Origin of the sequence: Sinorhizobium psoraleae, assembly GCF_013283645.1 — a bacterium.
GTDB lineage: Bacteria > Pseudomonadota > Alphaproteobacteria > Rhizobiales > Rhizobiaceae > Sinorhizobium > Sinorhizobium psoraleae.
In genome coordinates this window covers 30,219-51,702 of the sequence record NZ_JABEKV010000003.1, presented here as the reverse complement: position 1 = coordinate 51,702, position 21,484 = coordinate 30,219, and the positions used below count along the sequence as shown (strand labels likewise).

The 21,484-nt window shown below is 61.4% G+C and carries 19 protein-coding genes; 4 read left to right on the top strand and 15 right to left on the bottom strand.

The features are described from left to right. Window positions 1-374: 374 nt before the first annotated feature. The 3 genes from ILFOPFJJ_RS16110 to ILFOPFJJ_RS16100 all read right to left on the bottom strand — a co-directional run bounded on the left by ILFOPFJJ_RS16110 (window position 375) and on the right by ILFOPFJJ_RS16100 (window position 4,009). Window positions 375-1,325, bottom strand: coding sequence for a substrate-binding domain-containing protein (locus ILFOPFJJ_RS16110; protein WP_173511585.1), 951 nt, complete (start codon window positions 1,323-1,325; stop codon window positions 375-377). 67 nt (window positions 1,326-1,392) lie between these two features. Beyond that, the gene (locus tag ILFOPFJJ_RS16105) at window positions 1,393-2,403 is read right to left on the bottom strand and encodes an ABC transporter permease (RefSeq protein ID WP_173511584.1); all 1,011 of its coding nucleotides are present in this window, start codon (window positions 2,401-2,403) and stop codon (window positions 1,393-1,395) included. 79 nt (window positions 2,404-2,482) lie between these two features. Continuing rightward, window positions 2,483-4,009, bottom strand: a complete 1,527-nt coding sequence (locus ILFOPFJJ_RS16100; RefSeq protein WP_173511583.1) for a sugar ABC transporter ATP-binding protein — start codon at window positions 4,007-4,009, stop codon at window positions 2,483-2,485. 165 nt (window positions 4,010-4,174) lie between these two features. On the opposite strand from ILFOPFJJ_RS16100, the gene ILFOPFJJ_RS16095 reads away from it, so the two are divergent. After that, complete coding sequence (locus ILFOPFJJ_RS16095) at window positions 4,175-5,206, top strand: LacI family DNA-binding transcriptional regulator (RefSeq protein ID WP_173511582.1); 1,032 nt, start codon at window positions 4,175-4,177, stop codon at window positions 5,204-5,206. 609 nt (window positions 5,207-5,815) lie between these two features. Here the strand turns inward: ILFOPFJJ_RS16095 and ILFOPFJJ_RS16090 are convergent. The 4 genes from ILFOPFJJ_RS16090 to ILFOPFJJ_RS16075 all read right to left on the bottom strand — a co-directional run bounded on the left by ILFOPFJJ_RS16090 (window position 5,816) and on the right by ILFOPFJJ_RS16075 (window position 10,537). Then, on the bottom strand, window positions 5,816-6,841 hold the full coding sequence (locus ILFOPFJJ_RS16090) for an ABC transporter permease (protein ID WP_173511581.1): 1,026 nt from the start codon (window positions 6,839-6,841) through the stop codon (window positions 5,816-5,818). Between the two features lie 32 nt (window positions 6,842-6,873). Continuing rightward, a complete protein-coding gene (locus tag ILFOPFJJ_RS16085) occupies window positions 6,874-8,415 on the bottom strand; it encodes a sugar ABC transporter ATP-binding protein (RefSeq protein ID WP_173511580.1) in 1,542 nt (513 codons plus the stop codon). Between the two features lie 144 nt (window positions 8,416-8,559). Continuing rightward, complete coding sequence (locus ILFOPFJJ_RS16080) at window positions 8,560-9,489, bottom strand: sugar ABC transporter substrate-binding protein (RefSeq protein ID WP_173511579.1); 930 nt, start codon at window positions 9,487-9,489, stop codon at window positions 8,560-8,562. A 235-nt stretch (window positions 9,490-9,724) separates the two neighbouring features. Beyond that, on the bottom strand, window positions 9,725-10,537 hold the full coding sequence (locus ILFOPFJJ_RS16075) for a TIM barrel protein (RefSeq protein WP_173511578.1): 813 nt from the start codon (window positions 10,535-10,537) through the stop codon (window positions 9,725-9,727). Between the two features lie 367 nt (window positions 10,538-10,904). On the opposite strand from ILFOPFJJ_RS16075, the gene ILFOPFJJ_RS16070 reads away from it, so the two are divergent. Then, window positions 10,905-11,102, top strand: a complete 198-nt coding sequence (locus ILFOPFJJ_RS16070; protein ID WP_173511577.1) for a hypothetical protein — start codon at window positions 10,905-10,907, stop codon at window positions 11,100-11,102. A gap of 204 nt (window positions 11,103-11,306) precedes the next feature. Here the strand turns inward: ILFOPFJJ_RS16070 and ILFOPFJJ_RS16065 are convergent, their stop codons facing one another. Then, window positions 11,307-11,648 carry a hypothetical protein gene (locus ILFOPFJJ_RS16065; RefSeq protein ID WP_173511576.1) on the bottom strand — a complete coding sequence of 114 codons (342 nt, stop codon included), beginning with the start codon at window positions 11,646-11,648 and terminating at the stop codon, window positions 11,307-11,309. Window positions 11,649-12,180: 532 nt separating this feature from the next. Between ILFOPFJJ_RS16065 and ILFOPFJJ_RS16060 the strand changes: the two genes are divergently transcribed. Then, window positions 12,181-12,423: a hypothetical protein gene (locus tag ILFOPFJJ_RS16060; RefSeq protein ID WP_173511575.1), complete on the top strand. Its 243-nt coding sequence runs from the start codon at window positions 12,181-12,183 to the stop codon at window positions 12,421-12,423. A gap of 335 nt (window positions 12,424-12,758) precedes the next feature. Here ILFOPFJJ_RS16060 and ILFOPFJJ_RS16055 read toward each other — a convergent pair whose 3' ends face one another. The 6 genes from ILFOPFJJ_RS16055 to ligD form a co-directional block, all read right to left on the bottom strand. Continuing rightward, a complete protein-coding gene (locus ILFOPFJJ_RS16055) occupies window positions 12,759-13,670 on the bottom strand; it encodes an NAD(P)-dependent oxidoreductase (RefSeq protein WP_173511574.1) in 912 nt (303 codons plus the stop codon). An 82-nt stretch (window positions 13,671-13,752) separates the two neighbouring features. Continuing rightward, on the bottom strand, window positions 13,753-14,526 hold the full coding sequence (locus tag ILFOPFJJ_RS16050) for an exodeoxyribonuclease III (protein WP_173511573.1): 774 nt from the start codon (window positions 14,524-14,526) through the stop codon (window positions 13,753-13,755). Window positions 14,527-14,530: 4 nt separating this feature from the next. Next, entirely contained in the window at window positions 14,531-15,172 is a 642-nt protein-coding gene (locus ILFOPFJJ_RS16045) for an alpha/beta hydrolase family protein (protein WP_173511572.1), read from the bottom strand. 1 nt (window position 15,173) lies between these two features. Continuing rightward, window positions 15,174-16,259: a tetratricopeptide repeat protein gene (locus tag ILFOPFJJ_RS16040; RefSeq protein ID WP_173511571.1), complete on the bottom strand. Its 1,086-nt coding sequence runs from the start codon at window positions 16,257-16,259 to the stop codon at window positions 15,174-15,176. After that, window positions 16,259-17,131, bottom strand: a complete 873-nt coding sequence (ku, locus tag ILFOPFJJ_RS16035) for a non-homologous end joining protein Ku (RefSeq protein ID WP_173511570.1) — start codon at window positions 17,129-17,131, stop codon at window positions 16,259-16,261. Before ku ends, ILFOPFJJ_RS16040 begins: the two co-directional genes overlap by 1 nt. Before the next feature lie 26 nt (window positions 17,132-17,157). Next, window positions 17,158-19,632, bottom strand: coding sequence for a DNA ligase D (gene ligD, locus ILFOPFJJ_RS16030; RefSeq protein WP_173511569.1), 2,475 nt, complete (start codon window positions 19,630-19,632; stop codon window positions 17,158-17,160). 95 nt (window positions 19,633-19,727) lie between these two features. Here ligD and ILFOPFJJ_RS16025 point away from each other — a divergent pair, with 95 nt between their 5' ends. Next, window positions 19,728-20,303 carry a DUF1349 domain-containing protein gene (locus ILFOPFJJ_RS16025; RefSeq protein WP_173511568.1) on the top strand — a complete coding sequence of 192 codons (576 nt, stop codon included), beginning with the start codon at window positions 19,728-19,730 and terminating at the stop codon, window positions 20,301-20,303. A gap of 36 nt (window positions 20,304-20,339) precedes the next feature. On the opposite strand, the gene ILFOPFJJ_RS16020 is transcribed toward ILFOPFJJ_RS16025, so the two are convergent. Further along, the gene (locus ILFOPFJJ_RS16020) at window positions 20,340-21,356 is read right to left on the bottom strand and encodes a LacI family DNA-binding transcriptional regulator (protein WP_173511567.1); all 1,017 of its coding nucleotides are present in this window, start codon (window positions 21,354-21,356) and stop codon (window positions 20,340-20,342) included. Between the last annotated feature and the right edge of the window lie 128 nt (window positions 21,357-21,484).

The window sequence follows — 21,484 nt, the reverse complement described above, 5'->3', positions numbered from 1 at the left end:
CGGGCATCTCCCCCACAAGGGGAGAGATCAGCGGGGGGCGCGGTCTTCCCAGCCTCAAAGTCGTAGGTACTCGCAAGGAGGCGCCTAACCAGCGTCCGGGCCGCGCAAACTACCAAACTTCACGTCCAGGACCACCTTCGTCGAATTCAGCCGGGATTGAGCAAGGAACGTTGCGACTTGCCGATCTCCCCCTTTGTGGGGGAGCTGCCCGGCAGGGCAGAGGGGGGTGCAGCTCTGGGCTGAGTAAGGATGCTATTTGCACTGTTGTTCCGAGCGGGTCCGATCAGGAATCGGCCCGATGTACCTCCGAAAACAAATGACCTGCCCGGCAACGCGCGGGCAGGTCGAGGCAAGGCTATCGCCGATGCGTCCGATCAGAACGGCGAATCGGGGAAATAGAAGTCCTTCGCATTGTCCTTGGTGACCAGTGTCGCGTCGATCGTGTAGGTGCCGCGAACCGGAACCTGTCCGTAGAAGTTGGCGACCGTCATTTCAAGCGCGGTGCCCACCATTGCCGGCGGGTAGAGCACATCGACCGGGATCATCTTGTCGCCGTCCATGACCTTCTTGATCATATCCTTCGAACCGGCGCCGGCGACGACATACTGAATGTCGGTGCGCTTGGCCTGCTCGATCGCCTGCAGGACGCCGACGGCCATGTCGTCATCCTGGCACCAGACGACGTCGATCTGCGGATATTTGGTCAGATAGTCCTGCATCACCTTGAAGGCATCGTCGCGGTTCCAGTTGCCGTACTGGCGGTCGAGGATTTCGACCTTGGAGCCGGCGATGCCCTGGTCGAACCCGTCCTGGCGCTGCTGGTCGATCGGGATAGGCAGGCCGCGGATGACGACGACCTTGGCTTCCGGCGTCGTGGCCTTGATGTATTCGCCGGCGACCTGGCCGAGCGCCGGATTGTTGCCGGCGACATAGAGGTCACGCACGCTGTTGTCGTTGACCGAGGGCGCGCGGTCGACGAGCGCGACAAACGTGCCCTTGCCCTTGACTTCCTTGATGGCGTTGACCAGCGGATCGGGATCGGTCGGCAGGATCACCAGCGCGTCAATGCCCTGGGTTTCGAGATCCTGCACCGCGTTTGCCTGGTTCGCCGGATCCGGCGAGGTCTTGACGATGACGTTGAGGCCCGGATGCTGCTCCATGAGCGTTTTCGCGACGCGTTCCGCGTGGAACACGACACCGGCGGTCCAGCCATGGTCGGCCGCAGGGATCGAGACGCCGATCGTGACCTTCTTTTCCTCCGCGTGGGCCACGCCTGTCAGTGCCATCATCGCGACGGCGGCAATGCCCATTAAACCCTTTCGCATGTTTTCTTTCCTCCCAATGGATCAAGGTCTTCGCTGATGTCGCCGGATCACTCAGGATCCGGCATTGTCACGATTTGCGTACCAGCGAGCGCTGGACGAGCATCGCGATGATGATGATCGCACCTTGCATCGCGCCGATCAGGTATTCGCTGATGAAGTTCGACAGGAGCATGATGTTGCCGACCAATTCGAGGATGAAGGCACCGCAGATCGTACCCCAGACGCGGCCCGCGCCGCCTTTGAGCGCCGTGCCGCCGACGACGACGGCGGTGATGGCCTGCAACTCCCAGAGGATGCCGGTCGTCGCCGAGGTCGAGCCGAGGCGCGGCACGTAGAGCAGCACGGCAATCGCCACGCAGAGGCCCTGGATCACGAAGGCGATGGTGCGCACCCGATTGACGGAGATGCCGGAATAGCGGGCGACGTCGCTGTTGGAGCCGACGGCGACCACGTGCCTGCCGTAGCGGGTGCGGTAAAGGATGAAGGCGGCGACGGCGGTGACCGCGAGAATGATCGCGATCGGCACCGGCACGCCGAGAATGCTGCCGAAATAAGCGGGGCGATAGAGCTCCTGGATTTGCGGCTCGCGAAGCGTGATCGCGCCGCCCTGCGAAAGCCAGGTGGTGAGGCCGCGATAGATACCCATCGTGCCCAGCGTAGCGATAAAAGGCTCGATCCGGCCGACGGTGGTGATCAGCCCGTTGGCGAGGCCGCAGGCCGCGCCCGCCGCGACTGCGAAGACGACTGCGGCCGTCAGCATCAGCGCCGGATCGGCTATGACGCCGGAATTCATGAACAGGATCATAAGGCTCGCCACGAAGGCGACCATCGAGCCGACGGAAAGATCGAGGTCGCCTGCCGAGATGACGAAGGTTGCGCCGACCGCAATGATGGCAATGAAGGCGCTGCGGGTGGCGACATTGGCGAGATTGTTGAGGCCGATGAAGTTGGGGTTGACAATCGCGCCGACGACCAACAGCAGCGCGAGCGCAGCAAACGGCGCCACGGCCCTCAAGTCGACGTCCCGCCAGGTGCGGCGGTGAATTGTGCTTTGGATGGTTTCCTCGTTCGCGCTCATGTCCAGACCAACCTCCCGCCCCGAAAGCTCGGGGGAATTCCTTTTCCTGTGACTGCCTTGTTGTCGCCGGCGTCGGCCGTCAGGCCGCAGCCATCCTCTTCAGTCCCGCGGCATAGCGCATGATCTCCTGCTCGGAGATCTCGTCGCCTTCGAGCATGCCGACGATGCGTCCCTCGCGCATCACGGCGACCCGCGTGCAAAGCCCGATAACCTCCGGCATTTCCGAAGAAACGACGATGATCGAGCGGCCATCGCGCGCCAGCGCCGAGATGAAGTGATAGATCTGCTGCTTGGTGCCGACGTCGATGCCGCGAGTCGGCTCGTCGATGATGATGATTCCAGGCTCCGTCTCCATCACCTTGGCGAGCAGGAGCTTTTGCTGGTTGCCGCCCGACATGCGTCTGGCGACCACATTGCCGTCGCGCACGCGGATATCGAAGCGGCGACGGGCCTTTTCGAGGGCGGCGGCCTCGCTCGTCGGGTTGAGATAACCGAGGCTGGTGTGCTGATCGAGCGATTGCAAGGTCAGGTTTGCCGTCATGCCGGAATTCAGGAGCAGGCCCTTCCCCTTGCGGTCCTTGGTCATATAGGCGAGGCCGCATAGGTTCGCCGCGTGCACGTCGCCTGAGGGGACGGCTTCGCCACGGATCGTCACCTCTCCCGATAGTCGCGGTCTAAGGCCCGCAACCGCCTCCATCAGTTCCGTTCTTCCGGAACCGATCATGCCGGAAAAACCGAGGATCTCGCCCTTGCGCACCTCGAAACTCGCGTCCTTGACGTAGTCGGTCGAGATCGAGTCCACGCGCAGCACGACTTCTTCGTCAACGTCCGGCTCGGTCTTGGCGGGATAGAGACTCGACATCTCGCGGCCGACCATGAGTTGGGCGATCGATTCCCCATCGAGCATCGAGGTCGGGGCGGTTTTCACCCACTGCCCATCGCGCAATACCGTCACCCGATCGGTCAGCTCAATGACCTCGTCGAGCTTGTGCGACACGAAGACGAAGCTCGTGCCCTTATCACGCAGCTTGCGCACCTGGCGGAAGAGGAAATTGGTCTCCTCGCGGGAGAGAACGGCCGTCGGTTCGTCCATGAAGACGACACGCGCGTCGCGGCTGATAGCCTTGGCAATCTCGACCATCTGTTTTTCAGCGATCGACAGACTGCCGATCAGCGCATTCGCGTCGACGCGGCAGCCGAGGAGGTCGAGAACGCGCCGCGTTTCCGCGCGCATATATTTGCGATCCAGTACGCCGAGCCGCGTGATTTCCCGACCGAGAAACAGGCTTTCCGCAACCGTCAGATGTTCTGCGAGATTGAATTCCTGGTGGATGATGACAATGCCGAGCGCCTCGGCGGCGCCATTTGCGGGGAGCTTCACCGGTTGTCCATCGAGCAATATTTCACCCGAGGACGGCTGCTCGAAGCCCGAGAGTATTTTGACGAGCGTCGACTTGCCGGCGCCGTTCTCGCCCATCAAAGCATGGATCTCGCCGGCGCGAAGCTCGAAATTAACGCTGAAGAGCACCTGCACGCCGCTGAACGACTTGCTGATGCGACGCGCCTCCAGCACCACGGGCGCGGCGTCGACGGTCTCCGGATTCATTGATTCCCCCTTGCGGCTCCCATCCGCTTATCGGGCTATGTAAACCTTTACACTCGCGATGTAAAGGTTTACATAAGGGCATGCACAGAATTTTACCCGGCAGCCTTTGACGTTGCCCGCGGTGTGTGTAGTGTCCCGCCCAGACGAGACGCAAGGCAGAGCGCAGTGTCGGATTCCACGCCCGCAACCATCGAAGACGTCGCCCGGATCGCCGAGGTTTCGATCGCGACGGTATCGCGGGCAATCCACACACCGGAGAAGGTCGCCACGTCGACGCGTCTGAAGGTCAACCAGGCGATTGCAATCACTGGCTATACCACCAACGCCATGGCGCGCAGCCTCAGGCTCGGCCGGTCGAACATGATTCTGGTCGTCGCCCCGGATATCGGCGATCCCAATTTTTCGAGCATTCTCGTCGGACTGGAAAACGAGGCGCGGTCGCATGGTTATGGCGTGCTGATCGGCCATACGCAGAACGACGCGCAGCGGGCGCTCGAATATTTGAAGTTCCTCAACTCCAACCAGGCGGCGGGCCTGATACTTTTTACCGGCATACTGCCATTCGGCCACGAGACCATGACCGCGCGATTGCCGCCGAGCGTCGGCATCTTCGAGCCCGTCTTCAACGGCGGCATACCCTATGTGGGTGTCGACGATGTGGAGGGTGCCCGCAAGGTGGTCGATCTGCTGATCGCCGAGGGGCACCGCAAGATCGCCTTTATCGGGGATTCCCGCACCCGGCTCGCCTACAAGAGGCGACGGGCGGGCTACGATGTGGGGCTCGACGCAGCGGGCGTGCCGGCGGAACTTCGCCTTATCCAGGAGGGCGATGGCACGCTCGAGAGCGGCAGAGCTGCTGTCGAGCGGCTCTTCGTGCGCGACACGCTCCCGACCGCGTTCATGTGTGTCAACGATCAGACGGCGCTTGGCGTGATGATTGGGCTAAAGACGCGCGGTTATGACATACCCAGTGACTTTTCCGTCACCGGTTTCGACGACGTGCCGCAGGCGACGTTCATGACGCCGGCGCTGACGACGATCCGCCAGCCGCGTACGCTGATCGGCAAACACGCCATGGCGCTTCTGTTGGAGCTTCTCTCCGACGGGCAGCCCGCCGAGATGGAAATCCTCTTGAGGCCGGATCTGATTGTCCGCAATTCGGTCGCCTCGCCCTCGCGGAGATGGACGGAAAGATAGGGAAAGCCGAGGCGGCCTCGCTAGCCGCCCCTCCCTCAATGAGCGCATCACGAGGCGCTCCTCCTTTTGGGAAAAGGCCCTCTCTCACACTTCGTCTCATCCCGGGCCTCAGCGGCGTGCTTGCCCGCGTGGACAAACTCCTGCACCTGAAAGCGGCTCGACGTCGAGGTCCCCCACGTCGTTGGTAAGCTCACGGCAGGCCGCATTGGTCATCCCCCCAGCGCGTCTGATAAGGCGCGCTGGAGGATGAGGGAAGAAACGGGCGTTACGCGTTAGCGGCCGCGGGAGGCAAAGAGGGAAGCTGTTTCGCGGGTCTGGACCCGGAGCATCGCGTTCCAAAGCTGAAGAACGAAACGCGGCTGGAACTGGCTCGCAAGCTTGCGCTGCGACAACATGATAAATCTCCGACAGTTTTGGATAGTTGGGGGTGTAGTGTATCGGCGATGCTTTCACCAGAGCGGAGTCCAAGGGGCTGCATTGCAGGGCAAGCATAAGTCGAACCACGGGCAAGTCTTCCATCGCCTCGCAATACAGAAAAGAAAAGACCGGAACGGCTTTCGCCGGTCCGGCCAGTCACTTCACTGGGAGGACAAGTCTTCTTCTTCGATATTAAGTCTTTTTTCTGGCCTTCTGGCGATACACGTCGACGACTACGGCTGCGACGATGATTATGCCCTTGACGATCTCCTGATAGTAAGCGTCGACCCTCAGGAAGGTGAACCCGGAGGTCATGACCCCGAGGATCACCGTGCCGATCACGGTACCCGTGACGCGGCCGACACCGCCGGTCAGCGACGTACCGCCGATGACGGTCGCAGCGATGGCGTCGAGTTCATACATGACGCCCATGCCGGCCTGCGCCGTCTGCGCGCGTGCTGCGGTGACGACACCTGCGAGGCCCGCCAGCATGCCGGCGATGGCATAGACCTTGATCAGATGCGCTTCGACATTGATGCCGGATACGCGCGCAGCCTGCACATTGGCGCCGATCGCATAGGTGAACTTGCCGTAGCGGGTGTAGCGGAGCGCGATGTGGAAAATCAGCGCGACGACCAGGAAGACGATAACCGGCCAGATGCCCGTACCGATGAAATTGAACTGTTCGGTGAGACCGGAGACCGGCTGGCCCTTGGTGTACCACTTCGAGATGCCGCGGGCAGAGACCATCATGCCGAGCGTGGCGATAAAGGGCGGGATCTTGGTTTTCGCGATCAGCTGCCCGTTGATATAGCCGGCGATCAGGCCGATGCCGACGCCAAGACCGATCGGCACGATGGCCGGAAGGTCGGTGAGCGAGGGGTAGAGCGCGCGTGGCCAGGTAGACGCCTGCGCGACGCTTGCCGAGATCATCGCGGTCATGCCGACGACCGATCCTGATGAAAGGTCGATACCGCCGGTGATGATCACCTGCGTCACGCCGACGGCAATGATGCCGATAACCGAGACCTGCAGGATCATGATCGTCAGTCGCTGGGAGTTCATCAGGAAGCTCTGGCCGACGAAGATCCAGCCGAGAACTTCGTAGACAAGGGCAATCCCGAGGAGCACCAGGAAGATGTTGAATTCAGGCGGCACGCGCCGCCTCGACCTCACAAGGGTCGAACTCGTGCCATGTGCGGCGACATTGGTATCCATTTTCTTTCCTCCCTGCGGTCGGCATCGCGCGCCTAACGCGCGGCAAGTTCCATGACCCTGATCTGGGTCGCTTCGGCTCGGTCGAGGAAGCCGGTGACGCGGCCTTCATGCATCACCATGATCCGGTCGCTCATGCCGAGCACTTCGGGCATTTCCGACGAAATCATGATGACTGCGACGCCGTTGCGGGCGAGTTCGGTGACAAGACGGTGGATTTCCGCCTTGGCGCCGACATCGATGCCGCGGGTCGGCTCATCAAGGATGAGAATGCGCGGATTGGTGAGAAGCCAGCGGCCGATCAGCACCTTCTGCTGGTTGCCACCCGACAGGTTTTCGATGCGCTCCTGCAGGTTCGGCGTCTTGACGCGCAACTTGCGGCTCATCTCCTCGCAAGCCGCGGTAATATCCTTTTCCGTGACGAAGCCGCCCTTGACGTACTTGTCCTGCAGCACGGCGATCTGCATGTTTTCGAGCACGTCAAGGATCAGCAGGCAGCCGGTGTCCTTGCGGTCTTCGGTCAGGAACGCCATCCGGTTGCGGATCGCCGTGTTGGGATTGTCGATCACGATCTCCCTGCCGTCGATCGCAATCGTGCCTGAACTTGCCGGGGTGACGCCGAACAGCGTTTCGGCAACATTCGAGCGACCGGACCCGACGAGCCCGGCGACGCCGACGATTTCGCCGGCGCGTACGTCGAAGGACACGTCATGGAAGACGCCGTTGAGCGTCAGGTTCTTCACCGACAGCACGACGTCGCCGATCGGCACTTCTTCCTTTGGGAACATCTGGGTGATCTCGCGTCCGACCATCATGCGGATGATGTCGTCGCGGGTGACGTTGCTCGAAGCGTGCGTGCCGATATATTTGCCGTCGCGAAACACCGAGAACTCATCGGCGATCTCGAAGAGTTCGTTCATCTTGTGGGTGATGTAGACGATGCCGATGCCCTGCGAGCGCAGATCTCGGATGATCTCGAAGAGATGCGCGACCTCGCGCTCGGTCAGCGCCGATGTCGGCTCGTCCATGATCAGGACGTCGGATTCGTAGGATACCGCCTTGGCGATTTCGACCATCTGCCGGTTGGCGACGGAGAGATGGCGCACCTCGATCTCAGGATCGAGGTCGATCTTCAGCCGCTCGAACAGCTTCGCTGTCATGCGGCGCATTTCGCCGTGATCGACGAAACCGAAGCGGTTCTTGGGTTCGCGGCGGATCCAGATGTTTTCCGCGACCGTCATGAAGGGCATCAGGTTCAGTTCCTGATGGATCATGGCGATGCCGTTTTCGAGCGCGTCGAGCGGCGACTTCAGCCGGATGTCGACGCCCTTGAGCTTCACCTCGCCCTGGTCCGGCTGATAGATGCCGGCGAGGATCTTCATCAAGGTCGATTTGCCGGCGCCGTTCTCGCCCATCAGCGCGTGCACGGTGCCGCGCTTCAGCCTGAACTCGACGTCATCGAGCGCCACGACGCCCGGGAATTCCTTGCGCACGCCTTCCGCGGAAAGAAGATATTCGGCCTTGGGCACTGCGCCGCTGGCGCGCACGGCTGCCATCGTTGTGGGACTGAGTGTCATTCTCATTGCCTCCCATTTTCCGGGTATCGACCGGAACGTCCACGCGGTGGGCGGAGTATGCCTTCTTGTCGACCCATTGCCGGGTCTTTGGCGGGACTTGACTTCAATGGAGCGCGGCGTTTACCGCGCTCCATGAACGAACGATCAGTTCTTCGCCTGGTACTTGTCCAGGTTTTCCTTCGTCACGAGTTCGAAGGGGATGTAGACCTTCTTTTCGACCGGCTCGCCCTTGGCGAGCTTGAGCGCTGCGTCGACAGAGCCCTGGCCCTGGCCGGCGGCGTTCTGGAATACGGTCACGTCGAGGTCGCCGGCCGCCATCGCGGCGAGCGCATCCTGGGTTGCATCGACGCCGCCGATAACGACCGAGTCCATCGAACGGCCGGCAGCCTTCAGCGCCTGGATGGCGCCGATCGCCATTTCATCGTTGTTCGAAATGACGGCATCGAACTCAAGACCGGCGGAGAGCCAGTTGGTCACGAGGTCGGCACCCTGGGTGCGCGACCAGTTGGCCGTCTGCTCTTCGACGATCTCGATGCCCTTGCACTGTTCGGTGGCAAGAACGTCATGCACGTCCTTCGTGCGCATGCGGGCGGCCTGGTTGGAAAGCTCGCCCATCATCACGACAGCCTTGCCCTTGCCGCCGAGCATCTTGCAGACTTCTTGGGTCTCGAGCGTACCGGATTCCAGCTCGTTCGAGGCCACGAAGGCCTGCTTGTCAGGAAGGGTATCGACGTTGACGGGTTCGCGGTTGACATAAACCAGCGGAATGCCGGCGTCGGCGGCGATCTTCGACATGGCGGCAGTCGCATCGGTGTCGACCGGGTTGACAATGATGGCGTCGACACCAGCAGCAATGAAGTTCTGGATCTGGCTCTGCTGTTTCGCGACGTCGTTTTGCGCGTCTTCGATCTGCAGTTCGACGCCATTGAGCGTCTTTGCGTAGTCGGACATGCCGTTGCGCAGTACCGTCAGGAAGTTGTCGTCGAACAGCGCCATCGAGACGCCAATAGTCTCGGCATGCGCAGCCGTCGACATCATGACGGCCATCGCGGCGCCCAGCATAAATTTCTTCATTTCTTTCTCCTCCACATTCGGTGCCCGGCGACACCTTCTCCAGCCGGAAGCACGACCTTCTCGCGGGTCGAGCCTATTCCCAACCGAAAGCCGCACTCCCGCTGCTCCTTCGGTCAAAACGGAATAAACGAACCAGTAAATTGCGATTACGGAATATGTATTCCATTTTATCCGGACGCCGTCAAGTCTGTCTTGCAGCGCCCGGCCATTTTCGGTGTTTTCCTGCGAGAGATGATCAGGCCTTGGCTTGCAGATAAGCCATGCTTTCGCGGAGAGCCTTTGCCGGATCGGCGAGGCCGTGCACCGACGGCGCGAACGGCTCGAAGGAAAACGGGCCTTTGTATCCTTGATCCGTGAGCCGCCGGATCTGTCCTGCATTGTCCAACCTGTCTTCCGCATCGACAAGAACGCGATGCGGATCGCGCATGTCGGCGACCGTCACCGCCTTATCACTGACGCCGGAAATATGCACGAGCCCGGTCACATCAGGGAAAAAGGCATCCTCGCCGGCAAGATGATGATGGAAGGTGTCGTGGACCAGGCGGAATGTCGTTTCGCCGCCGACTTCCCGGATTGCCTCGACGACTTCCGTCTTGGAGCGCAATGAGCAGATCTCGAAGCCGAGCGGCTCGACGAGGCCGACGATGCCGGCTCCGTCGAGGATCGGCTTCAGTGCCTTGAGCGCCGTCCGCAGATTCGCGTGGCGTTCACCGTTCTCCCGGCCGGTGCCGTCATTGACCGGCACCAGCACCAGCGCTTTGGCGCCGCAATCGTGCGCATAGGAGACGAGCGCGCGCGCTTCCACTTCGCGCTCGCCGTTCCATTCGTTGAAGCGCTGCAGTGCGTTGATCGAGATAATTGTCACCCCGTGCTTTTCAGCAAGCGCCTTCACCGCATCCGGGCGGGTGCCGTCGAGGATCGCGTTGCCGGAGAGATCGTTGCGAATTTCAACCGCCGAAATTCCGAGCGACTTGGCGAGTGCGAAGAATGTGTCAAGCGGTAGGCCAGGCGCGGCCATGTGATTGAGGGCGAAGGGAAGCGCGGTCATGCCGGGTGTATCCTCCAGGAACGTTTGGAATGGACTTCGCCTGATCGGAACGTTTATTCCATTTCAGGTCTGGCGCCACATTCATCACTCGGGAGGGTTCAGTCAAAGCGATACGCCGGTGGTCGCCTTGCATTTCTGCAAGAATGCATTTTGCCGATGATGCAATTCTATCATGATGGCCCGGCTGGCGTCACGAGGCGGCGCGATACGGTTTGCCATTCGGCGATCATCGGCGCATGGTGGCTGCTTCGGCAGCCAACGACGCGGGCGCTGCCGCTTCGGGGTCACCATACCCTGGCCCCAGCAGGAGGCGACCACGATGTCTTCCAGCTCCGACCGGCAGCATTTGAATTCTCAGAACTTGCGGATGCTTGATGGCGTGCTTCGGCGCGCTGGCTTCCGCAAGACCGTCATGAGCGGCCAACAGGAAAGCCTTAAAACGGCAGCCGTTTTCCTCGTCGGCAGGTTTCAAGAAGGAATAAGTGATCCTGATACTTTGCTTGCTGAACTGGAAAAGCAGCCGGGGTTGCCGGCGCCTCGGCAAGGCGGGGGCGACCAGTCTTGATGCCTGTCCTGATGTCCGGCCTTGATGCCTGGCAGGATCGCAGACCTATCCCGGTTCGGGATAATGCCGACAAACCGGTGATGACTGCATGACCCCTCAAATCGGAATCGATTTAAGGACAAAATCAATGCAGCACGTCAAAGTGCTACAGGGCCGCGCGTCCGATCGGACGCGCGGCGCTGTAGGGGCTAAGCGGTTCCGATCTCAGGACAGTGTGCGGCTGCAACTCGTTCCGACCTTGCCGACGAGATCTGCAGGAACTTGAATATCGGCCAATATCAACGCCACGAGCTCATCACGCTTCGCGCGATTGTCATAGCCTTTCAAAGCTGTAAGATCCATGCTGCCGGCGGTAGCCATTCGTCCTGCGGCACTTGAGCAGACGCCCGTAAGCGCATCGATCCTGGCCGTTTCCGCCGCAAGTGTGCTGGCACTGGTTGTCGTGACCCATCCAGCATTGAAGGCGATGATCGGCGCGGCAAAGGCCCCTACGACAAAACCAATCGCATAGGGCTTCGCCCGTTCAAGAATTTGATCGAATGTCATGATTTTCATTCCCTCTAATCAGGTTGATTATCGGGATCGTTGCGGGCCCGCGCTCGGACCATGAGCCAATGGCAATCCAGATTTTGCATTCTGCTCTCTAAATTATTTAATGTAAACAACCAACTCGCTATGTTTCTCGAAAAATATATTTTATCAATTGACTTCACATGATGCGTTATTGCCTCGGTGTAATATTGTACCCATAGGTAGAAAATCCAGGCGAGGTCGCAGATAAGTTTTTCCGGTCTCGCATGACCGGACTAAAATATCTTGGTGAATTGGAAATTATCGGGTAGAGAGTAAAAATCGTTCTTAGGCTAGCTTGGCTTTTTGCTTCGTCCGAAGCTCTGCACGCGCCAAACGCACCCATCATCGATCCTTCAGCGCAGCAGGCTGCTGCGACTTCTCATAGGCATGAGAAACGTGAAGGAAATCTGCGGCCGGCGGCAGTCGCGCCGCGCTCCTGTTCTGAACAGAGAGCTAAGCGCTCCAGTGGGGCCAGAAATATCCGGCAGGTGAGAGGGACGTTCTGATGCGTGGATTCCCTGATGATATCGTGGCTGCACTGAGCGAGGCCGAAATTGAGGCGCTCCGGTGCGTGTTCGAAGCGGTCTGCGCCGAGTACGGAATATCGCGGCAGGGCCAACAAATTCAACGGCTGGCGCAATTCCTCATGTGCGAGTTCCGCCGCGGGCCATTGGATGAAGATGGGTTGCTGACCGCCGCTCACGAATTTTATCGCGAACAGGAACGCGAACTTGGAGGCGCAGAGTAGGCAATGCCCGGGCCGGCCGCTGCCGGTCGCCTGGCGAAAAATAAAAGGGAGAGAAATGATGAAATCGCATATCGGGCGTTTCGGATATCAGTTCAGATTTGTTGACTTCATGGTGCGATCGTCACTGGCAGTTTCGCTCTTGGTGATAGGATATGTCACCTTCTACGGAGTTTTCTGGTAGTCGTCAGCGCAACGAGAGCCAGCGGGGGTCGCGGGTAATCGCTACTGCATGATCCTTAAATCGGAATCGATTCATGGATGAAAACCATGCAGGAATTCAAGGTGTTACAGCGATCTTTGTGCGCCTTAAAAGACGCACGGCGTTGTGGGTGTCTTCAACCAGTCTTTTCCCCTTCGGTTCGCCTGATCCCGTTGGCCTCGGCGATGAAGTCGGACAGCATCGGCACATAATCTTCGCCGTGGCCGTTACCGACGGCGTGTGCGAAGGAATTGCGGACAGCCGCGCCGATCGGGTTGGCGGCGCCGGACGCATTGGCGAAGCCGGCGAGATAGCTCATGTCCTTGAAGGCGTTGCGGATCGCGAATTTGTGCGCATTCGGGTCCCGATCTAGTACCCAGCGGAAGAAGGTCTGATAGAAGGGGCAATCCATCCGCCCGCCACGAATGACGCTGTCGAAGACCTGCGGGGTGAGGCCGGCCTTCCTGCCGAGCATCAAAGCTTCGGAATAGAGAGCGGCGTAGCCCATCGCCAGGAAGTTGTTGAGGAGCTTCATCGTGTGGCCGGTGCCGGTCGGCCCGGTATGGATGATGCGGCCGGCGAAACATTCGAGCACGGGCCAGACGCGGCGCACATCGTCCTCAGCGCCGCCGACCATGACGTCGAGGGTGCCGGCGGCAGCATCGGCCGGCGTGCGGCTGAGCGGCGCGTCGATAAGGATGATGCCTCTCCCGGCCAGGTCGTCGGCGAGTTTCGTGGTCACGGAAGGATCGGAGGTCGAACAATCGATGATCGTGACCTTCTTCCCAGCGGCGGCGATGCCTTCCCCGCTCTCGATCACCGACAGCACCTCAGGCGACCCGGTGACGCAGAGGACGATGACGTCGGTTCGCTCGGCCATCTCGCGCGGCGTCTTGACCTCGGTCGCACCCTCGGCGACGAGAGCCTCGACGGGCGCGCGGTTGCGATGCGCCATCACCGCAAGCGGCCAACCCTTCTTCACGATGTTTGTCGCCATGCCCTGACCCATCAGTCCGAGCCCGATGAAACCCACATTCGCCTTCGTCATTGGTCGCCTCCCGGCCGTTGGTCCTGTCTCGTCGTCATCATCCTGCACGATTGAGCGCGTATCGCCAAATTGACCCTCGAGCCTAGTCGCGCAGCGTGATCCACACTGGTGCGTGGTCGCTCGCGCCATCGAGACCGCGAACCTCCCGCTCGATACCTGCGCCACTCAACCGGCGTGTGAGTTTCCGGCTCAAGAGAATATGGTCGAGGCGCAGGCCCGCGTCGCGCTGCCACCGGTTGCGCCGATAATCCCAGAACGTGAAGAGCTGCTCCTCTGGATAGACCTTGCGGAGCGCATCGAGCCAGCCTTGCTCGAGAAGCCGGCGGAATGCGGCGCGGCTTTCGGGCTGGACGAGGGCGTTGTCGTCATAGGAACGGGTCGGGTAGATGTCGCGTGGCTCCGGGACCACGTTGTAGTCCCCAGCAAGGACGACCGGCAGACCGGTCGCCAGCAGTTCGGCGGCATGCAGCCTCAGGCGCTCATGCCAGGCCAGCTTGTAGTCGAATTTCGGTCCTGGCCGTGGATTGCCGTTGGGGGCGTAGAGCGACGTGATCAGAATGCCGTCCACGGCCGCTTCGATATAGCGGCTTTGCGTGTCGGATGGATCTCCGGGCAGCTCGGCGCGCGTCAGGATGGGCTGGCTGCCGCGCGCCAGGATCGCCACGCCGTTCCAGGCGGCCTGCCCGCGCCAGACGGCGCCGTAGCCAGCCGCTTCGATCGCTGATTTCGGAAATTGACCATCCGTTGCCTTCAGCTCCTGCAGGCAGGCCACGTCCGGCTCGGCTGTCGCGAGCCAGGCGAGCAGATTTTCGAGCCGCCGGTTGACGCCATTGATGTTGAAGGTCGCGATCTTCATGCGTTCAGCGCACCAGCCGACCGGTCCAGACGGCAACTCTTTCGGCCATCGTCTTCAGATGATCGGCAGCCGAAAAGCCCGATACGCTCTTGCGGGGCTTGAGGTCGTGATCGCCGTCCTCGAGCCACAAGATTTCGATCGCGTCGGAGAGCGTGTAGCCGGCGACGTCCTCACGCGTGCCGAATTCGTCGCGGGTCCCTTGGCAGATCAATGTCGGCGTCTTCAAGTCGACGAGATGCTTGGTGCGAAGCTTTTCCGGCTTGGTTGGCGGATGAAACGGATAGCCGAGGCAGAGGAGCCCGGCGATTTTTCCGCTCGAATGGAGGTCGTCGGCGATCATGCTGGCGACCCGCCCTCCCATCGATTTGCCGCCGATGACGAGCGGGCTGGTCGCGCCGAGCGCGGCGATGGCCGCCTCGTATTCGGTCTTCAGCGTCTCGGCCCGGGGCGGCGGCTTGCGACCTTCCGAGGTGCGGCGGGCGGCCATGTAAGCGAACTCGAAGCGGGCGACGCGTAAGCCGGCGTCGGCAAGCGCCTTTGCGGTCGCGGTCATCGAAGCCGAGTCCATCGGCGCACCCGCGCCATGCGCGAGGAGAATGGTGACGGGGGCATCATCCGGACCGTCGATCAGGAATTTTTCGCCCATGTCAGCCAGCCGTCCTTGGGAGGAGGTGGAGGTCCACGAACTGCACGCCGCGTTCGGCGGCCCGTGCCCACTCGGAATCCTTGTCGAGTTCGAGATAGCGCCTCCACCAGCGCCGCGCCTCGCCGAGATTGTCAGCGTCGAATTCCAGTTTCGCCAGGTTGAAGATGGCGTCCGCATAGTTGCCGTCGAATTCGATGGCTTTCTGCAGATGCCGGCGAGCGATATCGACCCGGCCGCGTTCGCTCATCAGCCCTGCAAGGTTGAACCACGCCTCGACGAAACTCGGGTCGAGCTTGAGAGCGCGGATGTAGTCATGCGCGGCTTCCACCTGCCGGCCCGCTGCCTTCAGGCAGTTCGCGCGGTTGAAGGCGGCGACGGAGTCCGTTGGATCGATGGCGAGGCAGCGCTGATAGAGTGCGGCTGCTTCGTCGCAGAGCCCTTCCTCCTCGGCGACTTCCGCCCGGGCGAAGAGATCCTCGAGCTCCGCATCGTCGGGCGCTCCAAGATCGAACAACAGTTGCCCGTCGAGTTCGCTGAGGCCCTCGGCGCGGCGGACATAGATCGCGTCGGATCTTTCGTGATGAAGCGAGAGCGCGGTGAGTGCCGCCACGGATCCGGAGCGGTGGACCGATCGCGCAATCGTGCTCCAGGTGGCACCGCTGTCGATCAGGCCGGCATATTTCCGGGCGAGGATCAGGTCGCGGAACGAAAAGGGTTCGCTGTCATGCTCGAAAGCGTCGAACAGCGAAAGCAGGTCGAAGGTGCGTGCGGCAAGCCGCGATTGATCGAGCAGCGACTGTCGCGACAGGGCCGACGCTTCCGGCGCTGTCATCAATCCCAGCAGCCGAAGAAAGCCGTTCTCGCTGAGAGGGCGTCTGTTCTGACCCATCTCGGCGTCGAATCTGGCCTCGATTTCCGCTTCGCTTGCCTTCGACAGCAGGCTACGGCCGAAGACGAGGTGCGACGTCTGGCGTGTGATGCCGCGCCTCAGATGACCGAGCTGCCGCTCGACTTCGCGCGCTGCCAGCCGGCGGGGAAACGCCGCAAGCGCCCCGACGATGCCGAATGTCTGGCCCGCAACCGCCATCAGACTTTCTTCTTGGCCGCCGGCTTGTCGCTGGTCGTTGCCGCCTTCGCGGTCCGCTTGGCCGCGGGCTCCGCCTTGGCCTTGCTCTTGGCCGGCGGTTTCGACTGCGAGAGGCTCGCCTTCAGAGCGTCCATGAGGTTGATGACATTGCCGCGTTCGGGTGCCGCCGCGATGATCGGCTTGTGGCCCTTGAGCTTCTCGCGGATCATCTGCATCAGCGCGATCTCGTAGCGATCCTCGTAGTTCTTGGGATCGAAGGTCGTCAGCTTCTGTTCGATGAGCGCCCCGGCGAGCTGCAGCATTTCAGGATCAGGGTTCCCGACCGGAATATTGCCGAAATATTCCGCGGTGCCGCGCACTTCGTTAGGGTTCCTGAGCGTGCAGACGAACATGCCGGTCTCGCGCGGACCGATGGTGATCACCCGTTCGCGGCTGGAGAGCACGAGGCGCGCGATCGCCAGCTTGCCGGACTTTCGCAACGCTTCGCGCAGTACGATGAAGGTTTCCTCCGCCATCGCGCCGTCGGGCGCCAGATAATAGGGCGCATCCTGGTAGATGACGTCGACCGAGCCTTCGTCGACGAAGGCTTCGATGTTCATCGTATGGTTGGATTCGATCCTGACGCTCTCGAGGTCGGTGTCCTCGATGATGATGTATTTCTTGTCCTCGTATTCGTAGCCCTTCACCAGATCGGATCGTTCGACCAGCCCGAGCTCCGGATCCACCGGCTTCATGTTGATCCGGTTGTGGGTGTCCTTGTGGAGCTGGTTGAAGCTGATGCGCTCGCTCGAGCTGGTGGCTGGATAAAGCCTGACCGGACAGCTTACGAGACTTAATCTGAGATAACCTTTCCAACTTGCCCTGGGCGCCATGATTGTCTCCTGCGCGGCAACACGAACTACTTCCCCGCCTCGGACAACACGGGCAGATCCCTGGCGAAAGCATCTATTTCCGCCCATGGATCGCCGGACGTGACCAGGAGGCCAGGCAGCGAAGAATAGTTCAAATCCTCCGGAGCGTCGATAGATTCAAGGTCGCCCCAGCTTACCGGGGTTGAGGCCGGCAGGTTCGTCCTCGCGCGAAGCGAGTAGGGGGCGGCCGCGGTGTGACTGCGCGCATTGCGATGGAAGTCGATGAAGATCCGCTTGATGCGCTTGTCCTTGCCCATCGTCGTCGTAAAAACCTCCGGCGCGCTCGCGGCCAGGCGGGTGGCAATCGCGCTTGTCGCCTGATGCACCTTTTTCCAGTTGTGCTTCGGCGCGATCGGCACGACCACGTGGATGCCCTTGCCGCCTGACGTCTTGACGAAGGGAACGAGATCAAGCGCCTCGAGCTCGCGGCGAATGTGGACGGCGGCATCGACCACCTCGCGCCAGCTGATGCCTTCGCCGGGGTCGAGGTCGAAGACGACACGGTCGGCTTTTTCGAGCCGGTCGCGCACCGTGCCCCAGGTGTGAAATTCCACCACGCCGAACTGCGCCAGCGCAAGATATCCCTTGGCGTCCTCGACGGAGAGATAGGACTTCGTTTCGCCTTCCGAGTTGGTCGATTGAAACGTTTGCACCGAGGTCGGCATGCCGGTGAAGGGATGGCGCTGAAAGAAGCAATCCTGCGCTCTTCCAGTCGGGCAGCGCACCAGCGAGACGGGGCGTCCGAGAATGTGCGGCAGCATGAAATCGCCGACGAGTGCATAGTAGACGGCGATGTCGAGCTTGGTCGGTCCGGACCTGCCGAACAGGCGGCGCGTCGGATTGGTGATCGAGATGCTTGCGAGGTCCGCGTCCGAGATGAAGCGCTTTCGCTGTATCGGAGCTGGCGTCGAAAGCTCGACGTCGCGAAGGCCCTTGAATACGGCGTGGCGCAGCGCGTTGTCGGTCGTACGGTTGGAGTAGTGAATGTGCGCCGTCAGCACCGGTCTCACCCAGATGATTTCCTTCGGGGCGCCCTCAAGCTTCGCCGCACCTGCGCGCAGCGGCTCCAACCGGGCGAGCAACTGCTTGAGCATCTCGGCATCGAAACCCGTTCCGACCTTGCCGCGATATTGCAACTCGCCGTCAACCCACTCGCCAAGCGCAAGCGCGGCAAGCCCTTCGGCGGCCTCGGACCTGGTGTATCCGGCGATCACGAAATCGCCGATCTGCAGCGCCTTGGTCTTGGTCCAGGTTTTCGAGCGGCCGCTTTGGTAGGGGGCCGAGGCGCGCTTCGAGACGATTCCCTCGAGCCCCATTTCCGAAGCCTGGTCGTAGAGCCCACGCCCGTCGCTGACGACGTGATCGCTCAGCTGGATGGCCGAGCGCGCGGAGACCTGCCCCGTCAGCAACTCAGCGAGCAACGTCTTGCGCTTTTCGAGCGGAGCGCCCATGAGGTTCCAACCATCGAGATGCAGGAGATCGAAGGCATAAAACACCAGCCTGTTGCCCGCGCCCTCGGAAAGTGCCTCCTGCAGCAGGGCGAACCGGCTGATTCCCTTGTCGTCGGGAACGACGATTTCCCCATCGATGATGGCATCGCGGCAGGGCAGCCGTCGAAAGGCTTCCGGCAGGTCGCCGTAGCGCTTCGTCCAGTCGAGACCACCGCGGGTGATGAGGCGCACTTCGCCGGCGGACAGGTGCGCCATCGTCCGGTAGCCGTCGAATTTGATCTCGTGCAGCCATACTTCGCGCTGACCGGCGCTCCCTGGGGGAACAGCCGTCTGCGTCGCAAGCTGCGGTTCGATGCGGACGGGCGCTGTGCCTTTCACGGCGCCCGGTAGTGCGCTCGGATTGAGCTTGACCGGCTTGACTTGCTTGGCCGGCGGTTTCGGCTTCTCCACCAGTTCCTCGATCCGTCGTCCGGATTTGACGCTCTCGGGGCGCGCAGAGAGGATATCGGTTGTGGCGTCGGCGGCGAGGTCGCGTTCCTTGAACAGGAGCCAGTTGCGCTGATCTTCCTCGCCGGGCTTGGGCTTCAGCCGCGCCAGCATCCAGCCGCCATTGAGTTTCTCGCCCGCAAGACGGAACTTGAAGGCGCCCGTGCGCAAGCTCTTCTCGACGTCGTCCATCGGTGCCCACACGCCCGCGTCCCAGACGATCATCGGGCCGCCGCCATACTCGCCCTCGGGGATGACGCCCTCGAAGTCGATATATTCCAGCGGGTGATCCTCCGTCTCGACCGCGAGCCGCTTGTCAGCCGGATTGAGCGACGGCCCCTTCGGGACCGCCCAGCTTTTGAGCACGTCCCCCACCTGCAGCCTCAGGTCGTAATGGTCGGCCGTCGCATGATGCTTGTGGACGACAAAACGGTTGCCGCTCTCGCCGACAAGACTGCCGGGCGGTTCCGACGTTTTCGAAAAGTCCCTTTTCTTGCGATAGACCTGTAGCTTCGACGTCGCCATGGCCCTACGCTATGGCTTATGGGACGAACCCGCAATATGACGTTCACGTCGACATCGAAAGGATGCGCCGAACATCAAGCGAGGGGACGGGAGAGATGACAGAAAACTATCGCTGGTTGAACCAGCCGGCAAGCTGGCAAGGTGACGAAAAGGCACTGTCGCTCAAGACGGATGGCAATACGGACTTCTGGCGCGAGACCTTCTACGGCTTCGTTCGCGACAGCGGCCATGCCTATCTCCGATCGATCTCCGGCGATTTCACCGCATCCGCCACGATCATGGGCGCCTACGAGCAACTCTACGACCAGGCCGGACTGATGTTGCGCCTCGACGAGGAGAACTGGATCAAGTGCGGCATCGAATATACCGACGGGCTGATGCATTTCAGTGTCGTCGTTACGCGCGGCGTTTCGGACTGGTCGGTAGTCCCTCTTCATGACGCCACGCCGTCCGACGCGGTCGAGGTGCGGCTGACGCGCCATGGCGACGCGGTACGGGTGCAGTTCCGCTTCCGCGACGCGCCCTGGCAGATGGCGCGGCTTTGCCCGTTGTCGGCGGCCGATGCGGAGATCGGTGTCATGGCCTGCTCTCCGGAACGCGCAGGCTTCGAGGCAAACTTCCGCGACTTCAGCGTTGGCCCGCCGATTGCCCGTGCGCTGCACGAGGATTGATGGCTCCACCTAAAGGCACGCGCCAATGCGAATGCACTAGGCGATCGCGCGCGGCGTCAGGCTGACCGGCCGGCAGGACTCGCGGATCATCAGGCGCCCCTGCAGCACGAGCCGGCGCGGTGCCGCCGGGCTCTTGCCTGAAAGGCGATCGAGGATGAGTTGCGCAGCCTGTTCGCCGATCGCCTGAACGGGCTGTGCGATCGTCGTCAGATGCGGCTGGAAAACGTCCGCCCAGGGGAAATCGTCGAAGCTTGCGACGGATACGTCTTCCGGGCACTTAAGACCGATATCGCGGATCGCCTTCATCACGCCGATGACCATCAGGTTATTGGCGGAAAAGATCGCGCTCGGTCTTTCCGTGCTCGTGAGCAGTTGCATCGTCGCCTTGTAGGCATCCTTTTCGCGGAAGTTGCCGATCCGCACGAGATCGTCCTCGTGGGGTAGCTTGGCCGCTTCCAATGCGGCCTTGTAGCCGGCCAGCCGCTCGCGTCCCGTCGACGTTTCGAGCGAGCCCGAAATATAGCCGATGCGGCGATGCCCGAGACCGAGCATATAGAGGGTCGCGTCGTGGACCGCACGGCGGTTGTCGAGCACGACGGCATCGGTGTCGATTCCGTCTAAGAGCCTGTCGATCAGGACGGTCGGCAGATTGGCGCCGGCAATAATGCGCTTCAGCGTTTCGTCGTCTCCGGCAGGCGCGATGATCAGGCCATCCACGCTGCGATCGATCAGGAGTTCGATCTGTTCATCCTGCATCTCGACGTCCTCGTCGTTGCAGCAGAGCATCACCGCGTAGCCGGCGCGATGGAGGACGTCCTGGATCACCGCCACGACGTCGGTGAAGAAGGGGTTGGTGATGTCGGCCACCATCAGGCCGACCGTGCGCGTGGTGCCGAGCTTGAGGCTGCGGGCGATCGCGTTGCGCTTGTAGCCGATGACCTGGATCGCCTCTTCGATGCGGCTACGCAGTTCAGGGCTGACGGGAGCGGACCCGTTGATCACCGCGGAAACCGTCGCCACGGAGACGTTCGCGGCCTTCGCAACGTCGAGCATCGTGGGTGCGGTGGACTTTCGTGAATTCCGGCGACGCTGCGGCATCTTCCATCAAAACGTTTCGAAATGCAGTTGGGAGGAGCTTATGTGAGCCGCGAAAATTGTGCAATAGCTGCGCCATAACTGGA